General features: G+C 60.2%; 11 protein-coding genes. 3 read left to right on the forward strand and 8 right to left on the reverse strand.

What is annotated here, in order from left to right; translation table 11 throughout:
* The 3 genes from D2E22_RS02265 to D2E22_RS02275 all read right to left on the reverse strand — a co-directional run.
* A partial coding sequence (locus tag D2E22_RS02265) for a YPDG domain-containing protein (RefSeq protein ID WP_164518381.1) occupies positions 1–4,064 on the reverse strand: 4,064 nt, incomplete at its 3' end.
* Between the two features lie 538 nt (positions 4,065–4,602).
* Entirely contained in the window at positions 4,603–5,079 is a 477-nt protein-coding gene (locus D2E22_RS02270) for a MarR family winged helix-turn-helix transcriptional regulator (RefSeq protein WP_126031523.1), read from the reverse strand.
* A gap of 254 nt (positions 5,080–5,333) precedes the next feature.
* Positions 5,334–8,324, reverse strand: coding sequence for a cation-translocating P-type ATPase (locus tag D2E22_RS02275; protein WP_126031524.1), 2,991 nt, complete (start codon positions 8,322–8,324; stop codon positions 5,334–5,336).
* Between the two features lie 269 nt (positions 8,325–8,593).
* Here D2E22_RS02275 and rlmB point away from each other — a divergent pair, with 269 nt between their 5' ends.
* Positions 8,594–9,589, forward strand: coding sequence for a 23S rRNA (guanosine(2251)-2'-O)-methyltransferase RlmB (gene rlmB / locus D2E22_RS02280; RefSeq protein ID WP_126031525.1), 996 nt, complete (start codon positions 8,594–8,596; stop codon positions 9,587–9,589).
* A 138-nt stretch (positions 9,590–9,727) separates the two neighbouring features.
* Here the strand turns inward: rlmB and D2E22_RS02285 are convergent, their stop codons facing one another.
* From D2E22_RS02285 to D2E22_RS02300, 4 genes are all read right to left on the reverse strand, one after another.
* On the reverse strand, positions 9,728–10,045 hold the full coding sequence (locus D2E22_RS02285) for a hypothetical protein (RefSeq protein ID WP_164518382.1): 318 nt from the start codon (positions 10,043–10,045) through the stop codon (positions 9,728–9,730).
* Between the two features lie 80 nt (positions 10,046–10,125).
* Entirely contained in the window at positions 10,126–10,881 is a 756-nt protein-coding gene (locus D2E22_RS02290; RefSeq protein ID WP_164518383.1) for a GH25 family lysozyme, read from the reverse strand.
* A gap of 442 nt (positions 10,882–11,323) precedes the next feature.
* Positions 11,324–11,746 (reverse strand): hypothetical protein, encoded by a 423-nt coding sequence (locus D2E22_RS02295; protein WP_126031528.1) that lies wholly within the window; start codon positions 11,744–11,746, stop codon positions 11,324–11,326.
* A gap of 200 nt (positions 11,747–11,946) precedes the next feature.
* Entirely contained in the window at positions 11,947–12,654 is a 708-nt protein-coding gene (locus D2E22_RS02300; RefSeq protein WP_164518384.1) for a GH25 family lysozyme, read from the reverse strand.
* 172 nt (positions 12,655–12,826) lie between these two features.
* Between D2E22_RS02300 and D2E22_RS02305 the strand changes: the two genes are divergently transcribed.
* Positions 12,827–13,219: a hypothetical protein gene (locus D2E22_RS02305; RefSeq protein ID WP_126031530.1), complete on the forward strand. Its 393-nt coding sequence runs from the start codon at positions 12,827–12,829 to the stop codon at positions 13,217–13,219.
* An 811-nt stretch (positions 13,220–14,030) separates the two neighbouring features.
* Here the strand turns inward: D2E22_RS02305 and D2E22_RS02310 are convergent.
* Positions 14,031–16,388, reverse strand: a complete 2,358-nt coding sequence (locus D2E22_RS02310; RefSeq protein WP_126031531.1) for a glycoside hydrolase domain-containing protein — start codon at positions 16,386–16,388, stop codon at positions 14,031–14,033.
* A gap of 110 nt (positions 16,389–16,498) precedes the next feature.
* On the opposite strand from D2E22_RS02310, the gene D2E22_RS02315 reads away from it, so the two are divergent.
* Complete coding sequence (locus D2E22_RS02315) at positions 16,499–16,747, forward strand: helix-turn-helix domain-containing protein (RefSeq protein WP_126031532.1); 249 nt, start codon at positions 16,499–16,501, stop codon at positions 16,745–16,747.
* Positions 16,748–17,018: the final 271 nt, after the last annotated feature.

Consider the following 17,018-nt stretch of genomic DNA (forward strand, 5'->3'; position numbering starts at 1 on the left):
TTGCCGGGCTTGCCGTCGGGATCATGCTTGCCGTCGGGGAACGGGTTCTTCGTACCGTTCACCTCGTCGCCATCCGAGATGCCGTCACCATCGGTGTCCGGCTTCGTCGGATCGGTGCCGATCTTCTTCTCCTCGCCATCGGGCAGGCCGTCGCCGTCCGTGTCGGGCTTCGTCGGATCGGTGCCGTCCTTGATCTCGTCGCTGTCCTTGACGCCATCCTTGTCGGTGTCATCGCTGTTCGGATCGGTCGGCTTGCCGTCGTTCTTCGCGCCGGTGACCTCGTCGCCGTCCGAAACACCATCGCCATCCGTGTCCGGATTGAGCGGATCGGTGTTGCCGGGCTTGCCGTCGGGATCATGCTTGCCGTCGGGGAACGGGTTCTTCGTACCGTTCACCTCGTCGCCATCCGAGATGCCGTCACCATCGGTGTCCGGCTTCGTCGGATCGGTGCCGATCTTCTCTTCCTCCTTGTCCGGCAGTCCATCCTTGTCGGTGTCCTTCGTGGAGTCCTTGACGGTAATCGTGAAGGATGCGGCCCCATTGGAGCCATGCTCACCGAGAGCGGTGACCGTGACAGTGTAGACCTTGTCCTCGTTCTTCGTCGGAGCGCCGGAGATGGTCTTCGTCGCCGGATCGAAGGTGACACCGTCCGGAAGACCGGTGACGGTCAGCGTCGGATTCACCTCAGCGCCGTCCTTGTCGGTCACCGCGATAACGATGTCCTTGATCGGGTCGCCGGACCAGACGGTCTGGTCCTCGATCGGAGCGATCGTCAGCGGATCGCCGGCGGTCACTACGAAGGCGACAGCAGTGGTGTCTTCGGAGTTGTCGGGGTAGGTGACCTTCACCGGGATCGTCACGCCGTCGCCGGCCTTCGCGTCCTGAGACGGCGTCACCGTCACCTCGCCGGTGCCCGCATCGACGGCCGCCGTCCAACCGGCCGGCAGCGCGCCAGCCGGATCAAGCGCGTACACGGTGCCCTGCGGCATCTTCGCATCACCCGTCTGCGGGACCTTCACCGTCTCGCCGGGCTTCGCCGAAGCGTCCTTGTACCCCGGATTATGCGCATCCGCGAGCGAACCGACCTGGAACACCGCGACCGCGTCATCCGTCGACTTGTCCGCGTACGTCACCGTCACCGGCACGTCGACGGCCTTGCCCGCATCCGCCACGACCGGCGTATACGAGACCAGACCGGTCTTCGCGTCCACGCTCGCCCCGGCGGGCGCGTCCTTGCCGAGCGCGTACGACGCCACATCCGGCGTCGCCGCAGTGCCATCGGCGTTCGTGAACGTCGGAGCCTTGGACGTCGCCTGAGCATCAACCGACGCGGACGTCACCTCATACTTCGGATCCACCGAATCAGCAGTCGTCGGATCGGGAGCAGCCACCGTGAACTTGACGGAGGCCGTGTCTTCGGAGTTGTCGGGGTAGGTGACCTTCACCGGGATCGTCACGCCGTCGCCGGCCTTCGCGTCCTGAGACGGCGTCACCGTCACCTCGCCGGTGCCCGCATCGACGGCCGCCGTCCAACCGGCCGGCAGCGCGCCAGCCGGATCAAGCGCGTACACGGTGCCCTGCGGCATCTTCGCATCACCCGTCTGCGGGACCTTCACCGTCTCGCCGGGCTTCGCCGAAGCGTCCTTGTACCCCGGATTATGCGCATCCGCGAGCGAACCGACCTGGAACACCGCGACCGCGTCATCCGTCGACTTGTCCGCGTACGTCACCGTCACCGGCACGTCGACGGCCTTGCCCGCATCCGCCACGACCGGCGTATACGAGACCAGACCGGTCTTCGCGTCCACGCTCGCCCCGGCGGGCGCGTCCTTGCCGAGCGCGTACGACGCCACATCCGGCGTCGCCGCAGTGCCATCGGCGTTCGTGAACGTCGGAGCCTTGGACGTCGCCTGAGCATCAACCGACGCGGACGTCACCTCATACTTCGGATCCACCGAATCAGCAGTCGTCGCCCGATCGGTGACCGTCATCGTAACGGTGTCGGTGATCGTGTGCTCGGTCTTGTCTGCCGATGTGATCTTATAGGTCACCGGGATCGTATAGGTTCCGGCCGCCTCGGGGGTACCGGCAAGCGTGCCATTGGCGTTCAACGTGACGCCCTTAGGCAGCGCATTGGCCGCATTCGGAGCAGTGGCGTCCACCGCGAAGTCAGAGACCTTGTCGTCCTTGCGAAGACCGTTGACGATGATCTTCGCGTCCGCGGCAAGCGGCTGGCCCGCAACGGTCGTATCCGGGGTGATCGCGGTGTCAACGATCTGGAAGTCCAGCTCGTAGGGGATGGTGACGTCGACCTTGAACGTCTCGTCGGTCTTGTCGCCCTTCGGGACGTTGAGCGTTGTCGTCGCGTTCACGACGACATTGGTTTCGCCTGCTGCAGTGGGGGTGCCGGTGATGTTGCCGTCAGCGTCGATCGACAGGCCGTCGGGCAGAGCGCCGTCCTTCGGAGTGAAAGCGTACTTCACCGCAGTGTCGGCACCGACGATATCACTGTAATCCGGAAGCGACAGCTTCGCTGTCACGCCCTTGCCGTCCGGATCGGGGTTCCCCGGAACCGCAAGCGGGTACGACTTGCCGACCTGGCCCAGCGGAATGTCGGCATGCGCGTTGACGGCGGTGAACGAATCCGATCCAAGTGCCTGGGAGACTTCATCATTATCGGCGTTCGCCGTGTACAGCGTCGCCGTATAGGTGCGCGACGTGCCATCGAACTCGGGGACCTTGAAGTCGCACGAGTCGAGCTTGCCGTCAGTGGTGACTTTCAAAGCGTCGCAGGTCGCGACGTCCTTGCCATCCGGATCGGTCCAGACGATTTTATAGGTTCGGCCCGGATCGAAGCTGTACGCCAGTCCTGTTGCGGTTGTATGCGCCGTATCGCCGATCTTCGCGAAGTTGCCCGCGCTGTCGTAGGGATTGACGTCGAAGCTGATGTCATCGGGGATAAGCGCAAAGTTGATGTTGTAGATCTTGCTCGTCAGCTTCTCGGCGAAGGAGCCGGAAGGATAAGTGGCGAGGCCACCTGCACCAAGCGAACCGATGTCGCCCGAGAAGTTGTTGTACTGGAACGGGCCGGCCGAGGAGATGCCTTCCATCGGCTCAGTGGATACGTACAGCCAATCGTAATTGATGTGCTTGCTGGAGCCATTGCCGAGCAGCCAGCTGCCGTCATCATGCGATGCAGCGAGCGTATGGGCCTTGTCCGCGGAGACGAGCCCTGCGCTCTTGTAGGAATTGCCATAGGTTCCCTTGAAATCAAGCACATAGCTGCCATCGTTGGCGGTCTTCGCGGTCACCGTCTCGGCGATCCACTTGTCCTTGCCGTCCTTGTCGATCTGCTGCTTGATCCAATCCTGCAACGCCTGTTCATCCGCGCTGTCCCAAGTCGCTCCACGGATGCTCTTGTCGTTGGCCGCCTTGTATTCGTTTTCGATCTTCGTCACGGCCTCGTCGGACAGATAAGATGCGGTCACGCGCACGCCCGGGGCGGCCGAGTCGCCCTTGCTGTGCTCATAATCGAACTGCTCGCTCCACATCGTCGCCGGAAGCGCGCTGTAGTTCCAGAACACGGTTCCGGAGACGGTGCCGTTGGTCACCTTGTTCTGCGACGACGTGTCGGCATCCGCCTGGTCCTTATGCATCTGCGCGACGGGCTTTTCCTGGTATCGAATCTTCACGGTCTGAATCGTGTTCGGTCCGATGCCGTAGTTGGTCGCGGCTTGCACCTGATAGGCATGGGTCGTCGGGAAGACGCGCTCATTGCCCCACGAATAGGACAGCGAATACTTGTTCGTATCCGGATTATCGGACCACACGCGGTAGTACTCGCCCTGCGGCAGGTTCGGGTCGGCGTCGAAGGTGTGGATGCCGCCCTCGGAATCGACGAACGGCTGCATGACGATGCCCCAGTTGCCCTGATCATCCGAGACCGTGGTGTAGACGGGCGAGGCGACGGTTCCCTTGTTGTCGAACCACTGAGCATACACGCGCACGCCCTTGAGCGGACGAAAATCATTGCTGACCAGGTTGCCGCCATAGGGCACGCCCACATTGCCCGAAATCGTACTGTATGTATCGGCGTTGCCCGGCGATTCGATCGCCTTCGTAGCCGCGGGGACGGATGCCGCATCATCCGCGAAGGCGGCTGGCGCGACGCAGCCAACGCTCAGCGCGGCCACTGCGGCCAGACAGGCAACCCCTCTCCGTAAGTATCCAAAATCTCTCATGTGTACTTAGTTTCCTTTCTAGCGCATGCACCCCCCCCCCGCTTTTCGCTGAAGAGAGGCTGAGGTGAATGTGCACTTTGCCAGCGTGCTAGGTGATATGACCAATGGATTGTCCCGACCATCCACATGTGTAAGGTGCCTCACACCTGCACTGAACATATATGCGTGATATGCCTAATTCGACAGTCGGAACTCATGCGCCCCGTCGCCGCCTCATGACGCAATCATCCTGTCGCGAAATAGTAAAGATAGTTGACTATTTGCGTCGGCATGCGAACCGTGCTATGGAGAACATCAGGCGCGCGGCGCCGGACACGGCGATACGCGCGGCAACCGCGACGGGAGCTGGAATCGGCCATCTTCAGCGTTTGCCTGCGGCATTCGATTCAACGACATAGGACAACACCTGCACATACAGATGGACGATCTTAAGCAGCAGACACCGTTTCCTCATCCCAAGCATCGACATCGCAGACATGCTGGTCTCATGCACCTTATTCATAATCGACTGGCTGCGTTGACGCCCCAACCGGGTCAGATAGATCTTGCGCACGCGGGCGTCCGTATCGCCAACGACCGTATAGACATAGCCGGATTCCTCAAGGACGCGCACGATGCCGCTGACCGCCTGCTTCGACAGCTGGGTCCGATGGCAGATGACCTTGTGCGTGCAGCCCTCATGATCGAGCAGGATGTTCATGACGCCGATGGCGTTCGGAGAGATTGCTTCATCGGTCATCAGAAAGCGATACAGGTGCCCCAGCTGCTCCCAGTCGCGAAAGAACTGCACCGCGAATCGCCGCGCATCCCGATTGAGATTGCCATCATCCTGCATCATCAGTCCTCCTTGACCAGTCCCACGGAATGATTCTTGACCACACCCGAGCAACTCACAGATTTATGTCAAGAAGGTTAACATAATGGGCCATTGGTATCAAATGGGCATCAAGACAGCATAATCCGTTGCATGAATACTGCGTATAATGACGCCATAAGCCCGGACACGGCACCAATCGCGCAAAACCGACTATTTTGCATAGCCCATATACAAAAAGGACCCGACTATGGAGTCGGGTCCGGAAAAGCGGAGCGTCAGCGCTTCGCACGCATGCGCAGGAAGACCTTGCGGACTTCCGAGGCGAGCAGCACGAAGAACGCCAGGCCGATGCATTCGAGCCACGCCATCGCCGGCAGCGGCGTCGTACCGAAGGCCGTATTGAGGAACGGCACGTAGATGACGAGCAGCTGCAGCACGACGGACAGGCCGATCGCGCCCCACAGCCACTTGTTCGAGAACAGGCCGACGAAGGCGCTCTGCAGATGCGAACGCGACGCGAGCGCGTTGAACAGCTGCGCGAACACGAGAATCGTGAAGCCCATCGTACGCGCCTCGACCATCTGCGCGTCATGGCCCATCGCGCTTACCGAACGGTCGGTGAACAGGCCGCCGGACAGATGCATGTCCATGCCGATGAGCGTGACGACGGCCATGATGATGCCGATGTAGACGATGTCGCCCCACATCGCGCCGTCGATGACGCGGTCGGTGAGCTTGCGCGGCTTGCGGTCCATGACGTCCTCGGTCATCGGATCGACGCCCATCGCGAGCGCGGGCGCCGCGTCGGTCAGCAGGTTGATCCACAGCAGCTGCGTCGCGAGCAGCGGCACGGTGACGCCGACCGACGCCGGGTTCTTGATGCCGAGCCAGCCGGCGAACACGACGCCGAAGAAGACGGTGAAGACCTCGCCGACATTCGAGCTGAGCAGGTAGCGCAGGAACTTGCGGATGTTGTCGAAGATGCCGCGGCCCTCGCGCACGGCGGCGACGATCGTCGAGAAGTTGTCGTCGGCGAGGATCATCTTCGCCGACTGCTTCGTCACCTCGGTGCCGGTGATGCCCATCGCGACGCCGATGTCCGCGGCCTTGACGGCCGGGGCATCGTTGACGCCGTCGCCGGTCATCGCGGCGATGTTGCCCTGACGCTGTAGCGATTCGACGATCTTGAGCTTGTGCTCCGGGGCGACGCGCGCGTAGACGGAGACCTCGGATGTCGCCTTGTCGAGCTGGCGCTCGTCCATCGCGTCGAGCTCGTCGCCGGTGAGCGCCTTGCCGTCCTTGGCGATGATGCCGAGGTCGGAGGCGATGCGGGCGGCCGTGAGCGGATGGTCGCCGGTGATCATGACGGTGCGGATGCCGGCGCGGTGCGCTTCGGCGACGGCGTCGCGCACCTCGGTGCGCGGCGGGTCGATGATGCCGACCATGCCGTTCCAGATCAGATGCGCTTCGATCGCGTCGGCCTGTTCGGCGATGTCGGAGACCTCGCCGGCCGAGTTCGTGCGGATGCCGGGGATCTGCGCGAGCGAATCGGTCTCGAGCGGGCGGTACGCCTCGCCGAGCGTGCGGTACGCCTCACGAGAGAGCCGTTCGACCGTTTCGAGGATGTCCTGGCGGTCGCCTTCGGTGAGCTTGCGGATCGCGCCGTTGACGTAGATGCGGTCGCAGTAGCCCAGCAGCACGTCCGGGGCGCCCTTCGCGAAGACGGTGAGCTTGCCGGCGTCGGTCGCGTTGCGCGCGATGACGGACATGCGCTTGCGCTCCGACGTGAACGGGATCTCGGCGACGCGCTGGAAGTGCTCGTACTTCTTGTCCGCATGCGTCTTGCGGGCGGCCACGACGAGCGAGACCTCGGTCGGGTCGCCGACGACCTCCCAGGTGCCGGGCTTGTCGCCCGCACGCAGTTCGCCGTCGTTCGCGAGCGTGCCGGCGCCGAGCGTGGCGAGCACCTCGTTCGCGATGTTCTCCGGGACGGCGACGCCGTCGAGCGCGACCATGTCGCCCTCCGGCGCATAGCCGGTGCCGGTCAGTTCGACCTCGCCCGACGGCACGACGACGCGTTCGACGGTCATCTCGTTGCGGGTGAGCGTGCCGGTCTTGTCCGAGCAGATGACGGACGCGGAGCCGAGCGTCTCGACCGAATGCAGCTTCTTGACGATCGCGTGGTGCGCGGCCATGCGCTGCACGCCGAGCGCGAGGACGACGGTGAGGATCGCGGCGAGACCTTCCGGCACGGCCGCGACGGCGAGCGAGACGGCGAGCAGCAGCGAATCGATGACGTCGTGGACGCTGTGGAAGCCTTCGAGCAATGCGAGCGCGAGCAGGACGACGGCCGCGATGATGCACACGGCGATGCCGAGGATCTTCGAGACGTGGTTCATCTCCTTCTGCAGCGGCGTCGCCTCGTCGTCGGTCGACTGCAGCAGATCGGCGATTTTGCCGACCTGCGTGTTCATGCCGGTGCCGGTCACGACCGCGCGGCCGGTGCCCTGCGTGACGGAGGTGCCGTTGAAGACCATGTTCGCACGGTCGCCGAGCGCCTTCGCCTTCTCGAGCGCCGTCGGGTTCTTGCCCACCGGGACGGATTCGCCGGTCAGCGACGCCTCGGCGATGCGCAGGCTCGCGGCGGCGAGCAGACGACCGTCGGCCGGGACCGTGTCGCCTTCACCAAGCACGAGGATGTCGCCGGGGACGATGTCGGTCGTGTTGATGCGCTCGACGCGGCCGTCGCGCAGCACGTTCGACGTCGGCGCCGTCATCTCGGACAGCGCGTTGACGGCTTCCTCGGCCTTCGCCTCCTGCACGTAGCCGAGAATCGCGTTGACGATGAGGATCAGCACGATGACGATGGCGTCGAAGGGCAGCGCCTCGCCTCCTTCGGCGCCGGGCGCCGCGTTGACCTTCTCGATGATCCAGGCGACGAGCGAGATCGCCGTCGCGGCGAGCAGCAGGTAGACGAGCGGATCCTGGAACTGCTGCAGGAACTTCTTCCATTTCGGCACCGGCGGCGCGCTCGCGAGCTCGTTGGGGCCGAACTTCTCCAGTCGGCGCTTGGCCTCGGCGGCGCTCAGGCCGGTGCGTAGATCGACGTCGAGCGCCGCGGCCACCTGATCGGCGCCGACGAGCGACGGGTCGACGTCGCGCAGCAGTGCCTCCTGCGCTTTCACCTCCCGGCTCTCCTGGGCGCCCTCAGTCTCCACATGGGGCTCGTTGGATAATGCGGATGGATCAATGATGCGATCATCCATAGGTTGTTTCTCCTCGGTCAGCCGCGGAGTAGTCAGCCAGGCGCGGCTCCCCTGCCCGGTATCGGCGGACCGGGAAACGGGCGTCGGACTGCGCGGTTATTTCCGGCGCCACGTTGGCATGGCGCCCTCATACGTCTGCCATTATTCCATAGCGTCGGTCATCATGCGGCCGTTTGCGGCGAACTGCACACAATCAGCGAAAACGAGGGCGGCGCCGTCACGGCTTCGCGCACAGCGCTTTGGCGCGGGGCGCTGCCATAATTGTGCCCATGGTTACGAAGAAAGGCCCGACCAAGGGGTCGGGCGGCAAGCACCGCAACGCGCTGCGCGGCAAGGGCCCGACGCCCAAGGCCGAGGACCGCGTCTATCACAAGGCATACAAGGCGAGGAAGCAGGCGGAGAAGCGCCAGCGTTCCGATCCGCGTCTGGCGGCACGCCGCCGCGCCACCAAATTCACGAACGATTCCGACGATCTGGTCATCGGCCGCAACGCCGTCCTCGAGGCGCTGCGCGTCGGCGTGCCGGCGAGCACGCTCTATGTGGCCGCGCGCATCGAACCGGACGACCGCACCCGCGAGATCATCCGCCTCGCCGGCCAGCATGGCCTCAACCTGCTCGAGGCGGACCGCCTGGAGATGGACCGCATCGCACGCTCCGACCATCATCAGGGCGTCATCATGAAGGCGCAGCCCTTCCAGTATTCGTCGCTCATCGAGCTCGCCGAACGCGCCGAGCGCAAGGCGCGCGCGATGGAGGCCGCGAACTCGAAGGCCGCCCGCCTCGCCGCGCGTCCGCTGTTCATCGCGCTCGACGGCATCACCGACCCACAGAACCTCGGCGCCGTCATCCGTTCGGCGGCCGCCTTCGGCGCGAACGGCGTCATCCTGCCGGAACGGCGCTCCGCGTCGGTGAACGCGACCGCATGGAAGGTGTCGGCCGGAGCCGCCGCGCATATGCCGGTCGCGCGCGTCGTCAACCTGACGAAGGCAATCGAGGCGCTCAAGGAACGTGGCTACTACAGCGTCGGCCTTGACGGCGGCGGCAGCAAGCTCGTCGGCGAGACCGGCTTCGAGACCGATCCGCTTGTTGTGGTGCTCGGCTCCGAAGGCAAAGGACTGAGCAGGCTCACTCGCGAGGCTTGCGACGCCATTGCGAGTATTCCGATCACGAGCGCCGTGGAGTCGCTGAATGCCTCCGTGGCAGCGGGCATCGCACTCTACGCCACCGTGAACGCGCGGCGCAAGGCCGGCGAATCCGCCGAATAATTTCGCACTACGGGTGCCTGTTCCCAATCTACGAGAGCAGACACCCACTATCTCGGCGTGCGGCACCAGTATTTCAATCGCGCGAACCGCACGCCATCGCCATCCACTGACTGCGCGCGTACGTGCAGCACTTAGTGCTTATTTGCGAATGCTGATGCCGTCGTAGTGCACACCGAACGCGGCGGCGACGTAGCCGGGAACGGCGGTGCACGTGGCGCAGGCCACCGTAAGCCACGCGGGCGCGTCAATCGCCGAGGTGGTCACGGTGAGCACGTACGAGACGATGCCCATCACCATGCACACCACGTACACGATGGTGCGCGTGTGTGGACTGAACGTGGGCACGAAATCGGTCTCGCTGTCATGAGGGTGCGCGATTGCACGCTCCACACCATCGGCTGTATGAATCCCCTCGGAATCACTCAGCTCATCCGAGGGAATGTCTGTATCGATCACATACTCTCCTTTCACATATTTCCCACACATTGCACTGATTGCCACCTGCACGCGGCTTCATTCCCGATCGAACGGGCAGATCAGACACTAGGTGCCGCAAGCACATACTTGTTCCACGCCGTGCGGTCGCCGTAGAACACGTTCAGGTCCAGATCGCCCGCATAGCCGGGCAGCCGCCCATGCGAACTGTATTGGCGCATCGCGCACCCGTATGCGTCCTCGTTCCACGGGTGCTGCTGGTAGCCGGTGGGAGCATCATCGGCGTATTGCGCGACCCATAAGCCGCAGTCGTGTGCCGCAGCGATTCCCGCCACCGCGCTCATGGCCGACCGCTGCACGTAGACCAGCGGCTTGACCCGCGTGAGCGCGATGTATGTTCCAAGAAATCGGTCGAGATAACCGACGTCGTTCCATGCCAAGTTGTCTGCGGCCTCCCAGTCCACGCACGGCAGACCGCGGTGCACATAGCCGAGCGTGTTCACCGTGAAGAAGCGTGCCTCGGCTTCGGCGCCGACCCCGCGGATGTAGTGCATGTAGCCGAACGGCTTGCCCAAGACGATGCACCGCTGGATCCTCGCATCGGCACCCGTCCACACGCCGCGCACGATACCGTTGCCCGTGAACTCGCCCGCACCCCACGTGGCCTGCACCACCAAGAAGTCGAACGGCACCGCGTCGGGATTGAAATCCGCCTTCCAATTACTGATATCTATTCCGTGAATAGTTTTCTCCTTGTATTGTTTTGAACACAGACCGTGCACTGACATCGATGCACTGGTATCACCCGATCGCATGCCGACAGCACATGGGACACTTCCAGCTACAATGGTTTTCAAATGCCGTAAGTCGAAGGGCAGGCAGAGATGGCACAGTCACGCAAAAGCGGAAAGCTCATACGCTCCTGCATCCTGCTCTGCCTGCTCTACTTCATAATGGAAACCTCTTACTTCAACCCACCTCGGGGAGCAGATGGCACAATTGGATTATTAATCTGCATCTTTGTAGGCATACCATCCCTATTCCTTGCTCCCGTCATCGCCTTGTTCCAAGGTATTTATTTTGCTCGGAGCACACGACTGCAAACCGCAGCTTTCCTTTGGCGATTATTCGCAATAGCAGGTGGATGCACACTCAACCTGACATTGACTTCCGTACAAGGTTGGTACATCAATACGTATGGTTGGTTTTCTGTCTTCTATATCCTCGCTGCCCTTCCCCCGCTCTCTTTTCTAGCAGGAGGCATCCTCCTACGAGGTGGCAAAGCCATACACGCATGGACTAGAACACGAACTCAGCGAGAGCCCGGCACGCCGCACGCACATAGACGGTAGCGCCATCGTGAGAAAGGAAGTAGCGACATGCGGCGTCAATGATCTTCGTTAGATCTTTAGTTGCATCTCCACCAACTGCCTCGTAGAATGCTTGTTCAGCAGCCGCCTTAGTGGTGGCATTCTCACTCCATGCCATTTGTTTAAACCGGTTGGCCAATTCGCTTCGGTTGTTGTAGTAAGCAAGCATGGTGTCCGACAACAGGTGAGTCGTTGCAGTGGATGCCTTGAGCTTGCTTGTCAGGTAAATTGCATCACCGTCAGAGCACATATCTGAGTAGTTGCACTCATTACCTACACCGGTCAAACGCAGACTGGCGAGAGGCTCCACCGCATACCAGTTGTCTTTGGCTCCAATAAGAGCTCGGGCCACTGTATCCACATTGGCGGACGGGTGTGAGAGTGCGCGTTCTCATGTTCTGCAATGCTCGCAGATGAGCCCTCCGCAGAGTCGTCCAGCATAGCCGGCTGGACATCGGTATCAATCACATAATCTCCTTTCCAGATGCATAGATAGATACAATCGCTCGTTTTCTCGCAGATTCATACCCGCGCGGCAAAAGATTCCACGAACTAGGCACCGCACATCACATACTTGTTCCACGCAGTGCGGTCACCGTAGAACACATTCAGGTCCAGATCGCCCGCATAACCGGGCAGCCGCCCATGCGAGCTGTACTGGCGCATCGCACACGCATAGGCGCCCTCGTTCCACGGGTGCAGCTGGTAGCCGGTGGAAGCATCGTCGGCGTATTGCGCGACCCACAGACCGCAGTCATGCGCCGCGGCGGCACCCGCCACCGCACTCATGGCCGACTGCTGCACGTAGACCAGCGGTTTGACCCGCGTGAGCGCGATGTACGTTCCGAAAAAACGGTCGAGATAACCGATGTCGTTCCATGCTGGATTGTCTGCGACCTCCCAATCCACGCACGGCAGACCCCGATGCACATAGCCGAGCGTGTTCGCCGCGAAGAACCGCGCCTCGGCTTCGGCGCCGACCCCACGGATGTAGTGCATATAGCCGAACGGTTTGCCCAAGGCAACGCATTGCTGGATCTTCGCATCCGCGCCCACCCACACGCCACGCACGATGCCGTTGCCCGTGAACTCGCCCGCACCCCACGTGGCCTGCACCACTAGGAAATCAAATGGAACACGATCGGGATTGAAATCCGCCTTCCAATTACTGATATCGATTCCGTGAATAGTTTTCTCCTTGTATTGTTTTGAACACAGACCGTGCACTGACATCGACGCACTGGTATCACCCAATCGCATGCCGACAGCACATGGGACACTTCCAGCTACAATGGTTTTCAAATGCCGTGAGCCGAAGGGCAGGCAGAGATGGCACAGTCACGCAAGCGAGGAAAACTCATACGCTCCTGCATCCTGCTCTGCCCGCCGTTACACTGCTTCCGATAGACATCTGACCACACAAAGGTGAACAATGAAGCCACACCCCACTCGCATCAGACATTGCCGTCAACAGCTGAGGCAGATTCGTACTGATCAGTGGATTGCCGGCATTCGAAGAATCCTGTGGTGGAGCGGCTTCCTCATGCAGATTGGCTGCATGATCGTCGCCAGCCAGACCGATGCCGAATCGACGATGCCAAGCACTACGCCATGGCAAACGATTGGCATCGTCATTCTTATTGGCTGGGCATTGTGGATTCTTTGCCCGATTCTGCAACTCATGGAAATAGCGGTTACACCACCGCCCCATCATGACAACCGCGATCATGCGACCATCATCATCTGCACCATCACGACCACACTGGTCACGCTCGCAAGCGCATACCTATTCTTCATCGCCACGCTAACGCCGTCACCCGCATGAAAAAGCGGACGACAGAGGCTACAACTAGCCAACAGGATGCGCGAGAAAGGCAGCATATACGCGCGCCAGAATCGGCCTTTCGAGAAGGATGGCATCCTTACACCAATCCGCGGATTCCAGCTACAATGATTCAGGATTATCCAAATGTAGGAACTGACAGAAATGACACAGTTACACGAAGCTGATAAACATCAGTTCAGCAATGCAATCCACCGACTAGGTCATATATTGTCTCCTCGACGTTGCCTACGCCAACCCACACCAGTATTCTCGTGGATCTTTGGCATATTGTTGTTACTGGATGTGCCGGTACTGCTCATCACAGGGCTGATCACTCTCACACTTGCCGAGGAATCCGCACCGGATATTCCACCCGAATGTCTCTCTGACAAGCCGTGCCCAGCAACCCCGCAGCAACATTTACGAGACACGACCATATTCTATGGATCACTTGCACTATGGTTCCTATTTGTGCTGATCATGCATCTTGCAATAATCGCGCTCATGGATGACACATTGTCATCGAAACACTGCAAGGTAACTATCTGCACCGTTATTCTCCTCACCTTCCTAACATTGCTAGGAGCAGGATGCCTGCTGAATCAATGGGTGCATGACGTTCGTATTGTAGCGATCTATTGCACATCAGTGCTGGTTGCCGTGCTATGGCCTGCGTATGTGTCTGCCCGCATACGATGCTACCCATACGCACACAAAAACACGTTCTGACTTTTCATCACTCGTTCACCAACCGAGAAGTATCTGTGTAGGATACTCTTTCAGTAAGAGCACCCCATACAGATGCATCATTTTATCGACTGGGGTTACTGATAAAAGCAGCATAAGCTTGGGCCAAACTTCTCGCCTCATCCTCTACTGGCATCCTATCCGCATGTGCTGCGTGGCAGAGGAGCCAAGTTGTAATCGGGAAATTAGTATTTCCAATATCGATGCCGTCGCCCAATGCCAAAAAAGCTTCACTAACATTAGAAGCTTTCCCGCCAAACCGTTCATTATAGAACTGCACGATGCGCTGCTGCTGATTTTGCTGGAAGAGCTCTTTCACAGCTTCAGACAATGAGTGTCCCGAGGGCTGTTCCTTCATATACTTGGCTATAATCCATGCATCAGCATCCGCTAATACATCTGCATAGCCGAATCCCATGCCATCCGATACGCTGCCCAAATGTGCTTTGAGCCACGTTGCCAAATCAGCGTCATGCCCTTCTGACACATATTTGCCCCAAATCTGCAAAAGATCCAGAGGCCACCCACCAAGATCTCCAAATCCGTAATGGTTCTGCTGAGTCTCCACGCCCCAAGTCAGATATCCCAATGCCGTAGCCGCCATATGGGCAAGATCCGGATAGAAATCAGAGTTCTTAATCGCTGGCTGTTGGGAACAAACTGTTGCGCATAGCACGCGAGCTTGTACTAGCTGTTCGGGAGAGCTGACTTCCGGAGTGTAGGCTTGCCACATCGCTTGGCTATCCGAGCTCCCAGAGGACCAATACTCGGGCTTGCGCAACCAATCAAGAATGAACTCGCCAATCCCATCCTGAAATGCCGAAAGAGGATTGGAGAGCCCGCTCATTCCGCTCATGCACTCCTCTTCCGTCCTTCGCACCCACTTGTACAATGGGTCATTGACACTCTCGGGGAGCACGGTATCACAAGGCATCACTTGTCCTGAGTAGGCGACGCGGTCGAGGTCCCAGTCGTGGTAGCTGATTTCGGTGAACTGGTCGTAGTTCCAGTTGCTTGGGATTGGGAAGCCGAGGTTGCCGGAGAAGCCTGTGGACATGTCGGATACGAAGCTCGAGACCGCGTATCCGGCGTCGCATACGCGCGTGCAGATGTTGCGTGACGCGTAGATGCCGACTTTGTAGCCGCCGGTGATGGTGTCATGGATGGCTTTGAAGTACGGGATGATGGCGGCCGTCACCTCGGGGTCCGTGGCGTCGTAGTCGACGGCGAAGTAGATGACCGTCTGGGGCACGCCGAGGCGTTGCGCCGCCGCCGCGGCCTCCTGCGCGTGACGTGCGCCGGTCTGCGAGGTAAAGGTGTCCAGACTGGTGGAATCCTCCTGGAAGATGGGGAAGTACTTGAGTCCGTGCTCGACGATGCGTTCGAGCTCGCCGGGCCGGATTGCTTTCCAGTAGTCCTTGGGCTGAAGCTTGTCCTGATTGGGTTCGCTCAGGTAGCGGCCTACAATCTCGTATCCGTCGGCCTTGAGCTGTTCGGCGAATTCGTCGGTGATCTCAAATCGTGTATCGCATGCCACTGCCGGGCGGTTCGGGTTGCCGCACGAGGTGAGCAGGCTCATCCATGTGTACGCGTCCACGCCACCGCTCGCGGGTAGCGCATAGGCATGTTGGAATTCCTCGACTGCACCGCTGATGGCCGTATTCCACACGGAGTAAACACTGGAGCCATACCCATTGCACACCAATGCCGCAGAGGCAAGCCATACCCATTTTGGATTAGCACCTGCCGTAGAGGCATCGATCGTCTTGAGTCTGGAACGGGTACCGTTGCCGAAGTTGCCGGTCGCCTCATCAGGCGTGAAACCCTCCAGCGCCTGCAACACCTGAATGAGCGCCATATTCATTTCCCGGCCATATAGACCGTCGGTCGGAATAATTCCGGTATAAGAACGATACTGTTCATTGATTTGTTGCTGCACCTCTCGAATGACCTGCCTACCGCCAGAACTTGCAATCAGCTTGAACTGCTGCATCGACAGCAACGCCATCATGATGTCCATGGTCACGGTCGAATCGCCTCCGATGCCCATGTCCGTCTTCAACTCGCGAATCGCGGCGCCCGTGCCGCCATAGAAATGCCGCGTGATGGAAACGGCCCCGGTGCCGTAGCCCTTGCACCACAATGCACCCTGAATGATGGCGTAGACGTTCGATTCCGCCTCGGCGCCATCGGGCTGCTGAGCAATGCCCTGCGGCCAGCGCGCCTGGAATCGCGACTGCGTGCCCGGACCGAACGCGTCTGCCGTCTGTTCAATGCCCAGCTCGATCTGCAGCGCGTGCAGCAGACCGTACACCGTCACCCATCCCGTCGCACCGTTCTCCGGCACTTTGTCGAAGCGTGCATCCGCACCATATGTCTCGTTCAACCACTTCTGGGTTGCGAGCACCATCTCGTCTGTCATAGGTCGTGTCCTTTCTGTGTTTAGCTGACCTGACAAACTTGATTGTAACCATATGGTTTCTTTTTGTCAACTCATGGATTCAGTTTAAGCATTACAGTACACTGAAACCCATGGCAGAATACGGAGAACGCTTTGCGCAGGCCTTGGCCGCCGAGCTGCGCGCACAGAAGGCACGACGCAAGGTGAGTGACGAGCAGATCGGCGAGGCCATAGGTGCGCACCGTGTGTCAGTGAGCCGCTACCTCACCGGCGAACGGCCCATCCCCATGGTCGTCTTCGCCGACATGTGCGACTTCCTGGGAGTCAGCCCGTCGAAAGTCATAGACGACGCGGAACAACAGGCTCGCAGGAACCCCTAGCGCATCAGCGGCAACGGCAATATCGGTCACGGTCGGCAATCAGCCACCCCTTAGCGTCATAATCGAACTGTTGTTCGAATCCTGCCCACAGTATACACTGTAATCGAACACATGTTCTAACAATAACGCCGCGGACCGAAAACATCGCACCACAACTGCGCGCGTCGAAGCCATCCATGCTCTATAGCTTGAACTATCAAGACAGGGAAGTTGACATCCTGCTAGCAAAGCCTCACTGTTGAGGAACTACACAATAAAAGAGAGAAGGATG

Origin of the sequence: Bifidobacterium castoris (genome assembly GCF_003952025.1) — a bacterium.
Classification (GTDB): Bacteria; Actinomycetota; Actinomycetes; order Actinomycetales; family Bifidobacteriaceae; genus Bifidobacterium; species Bifidobacterium castoris.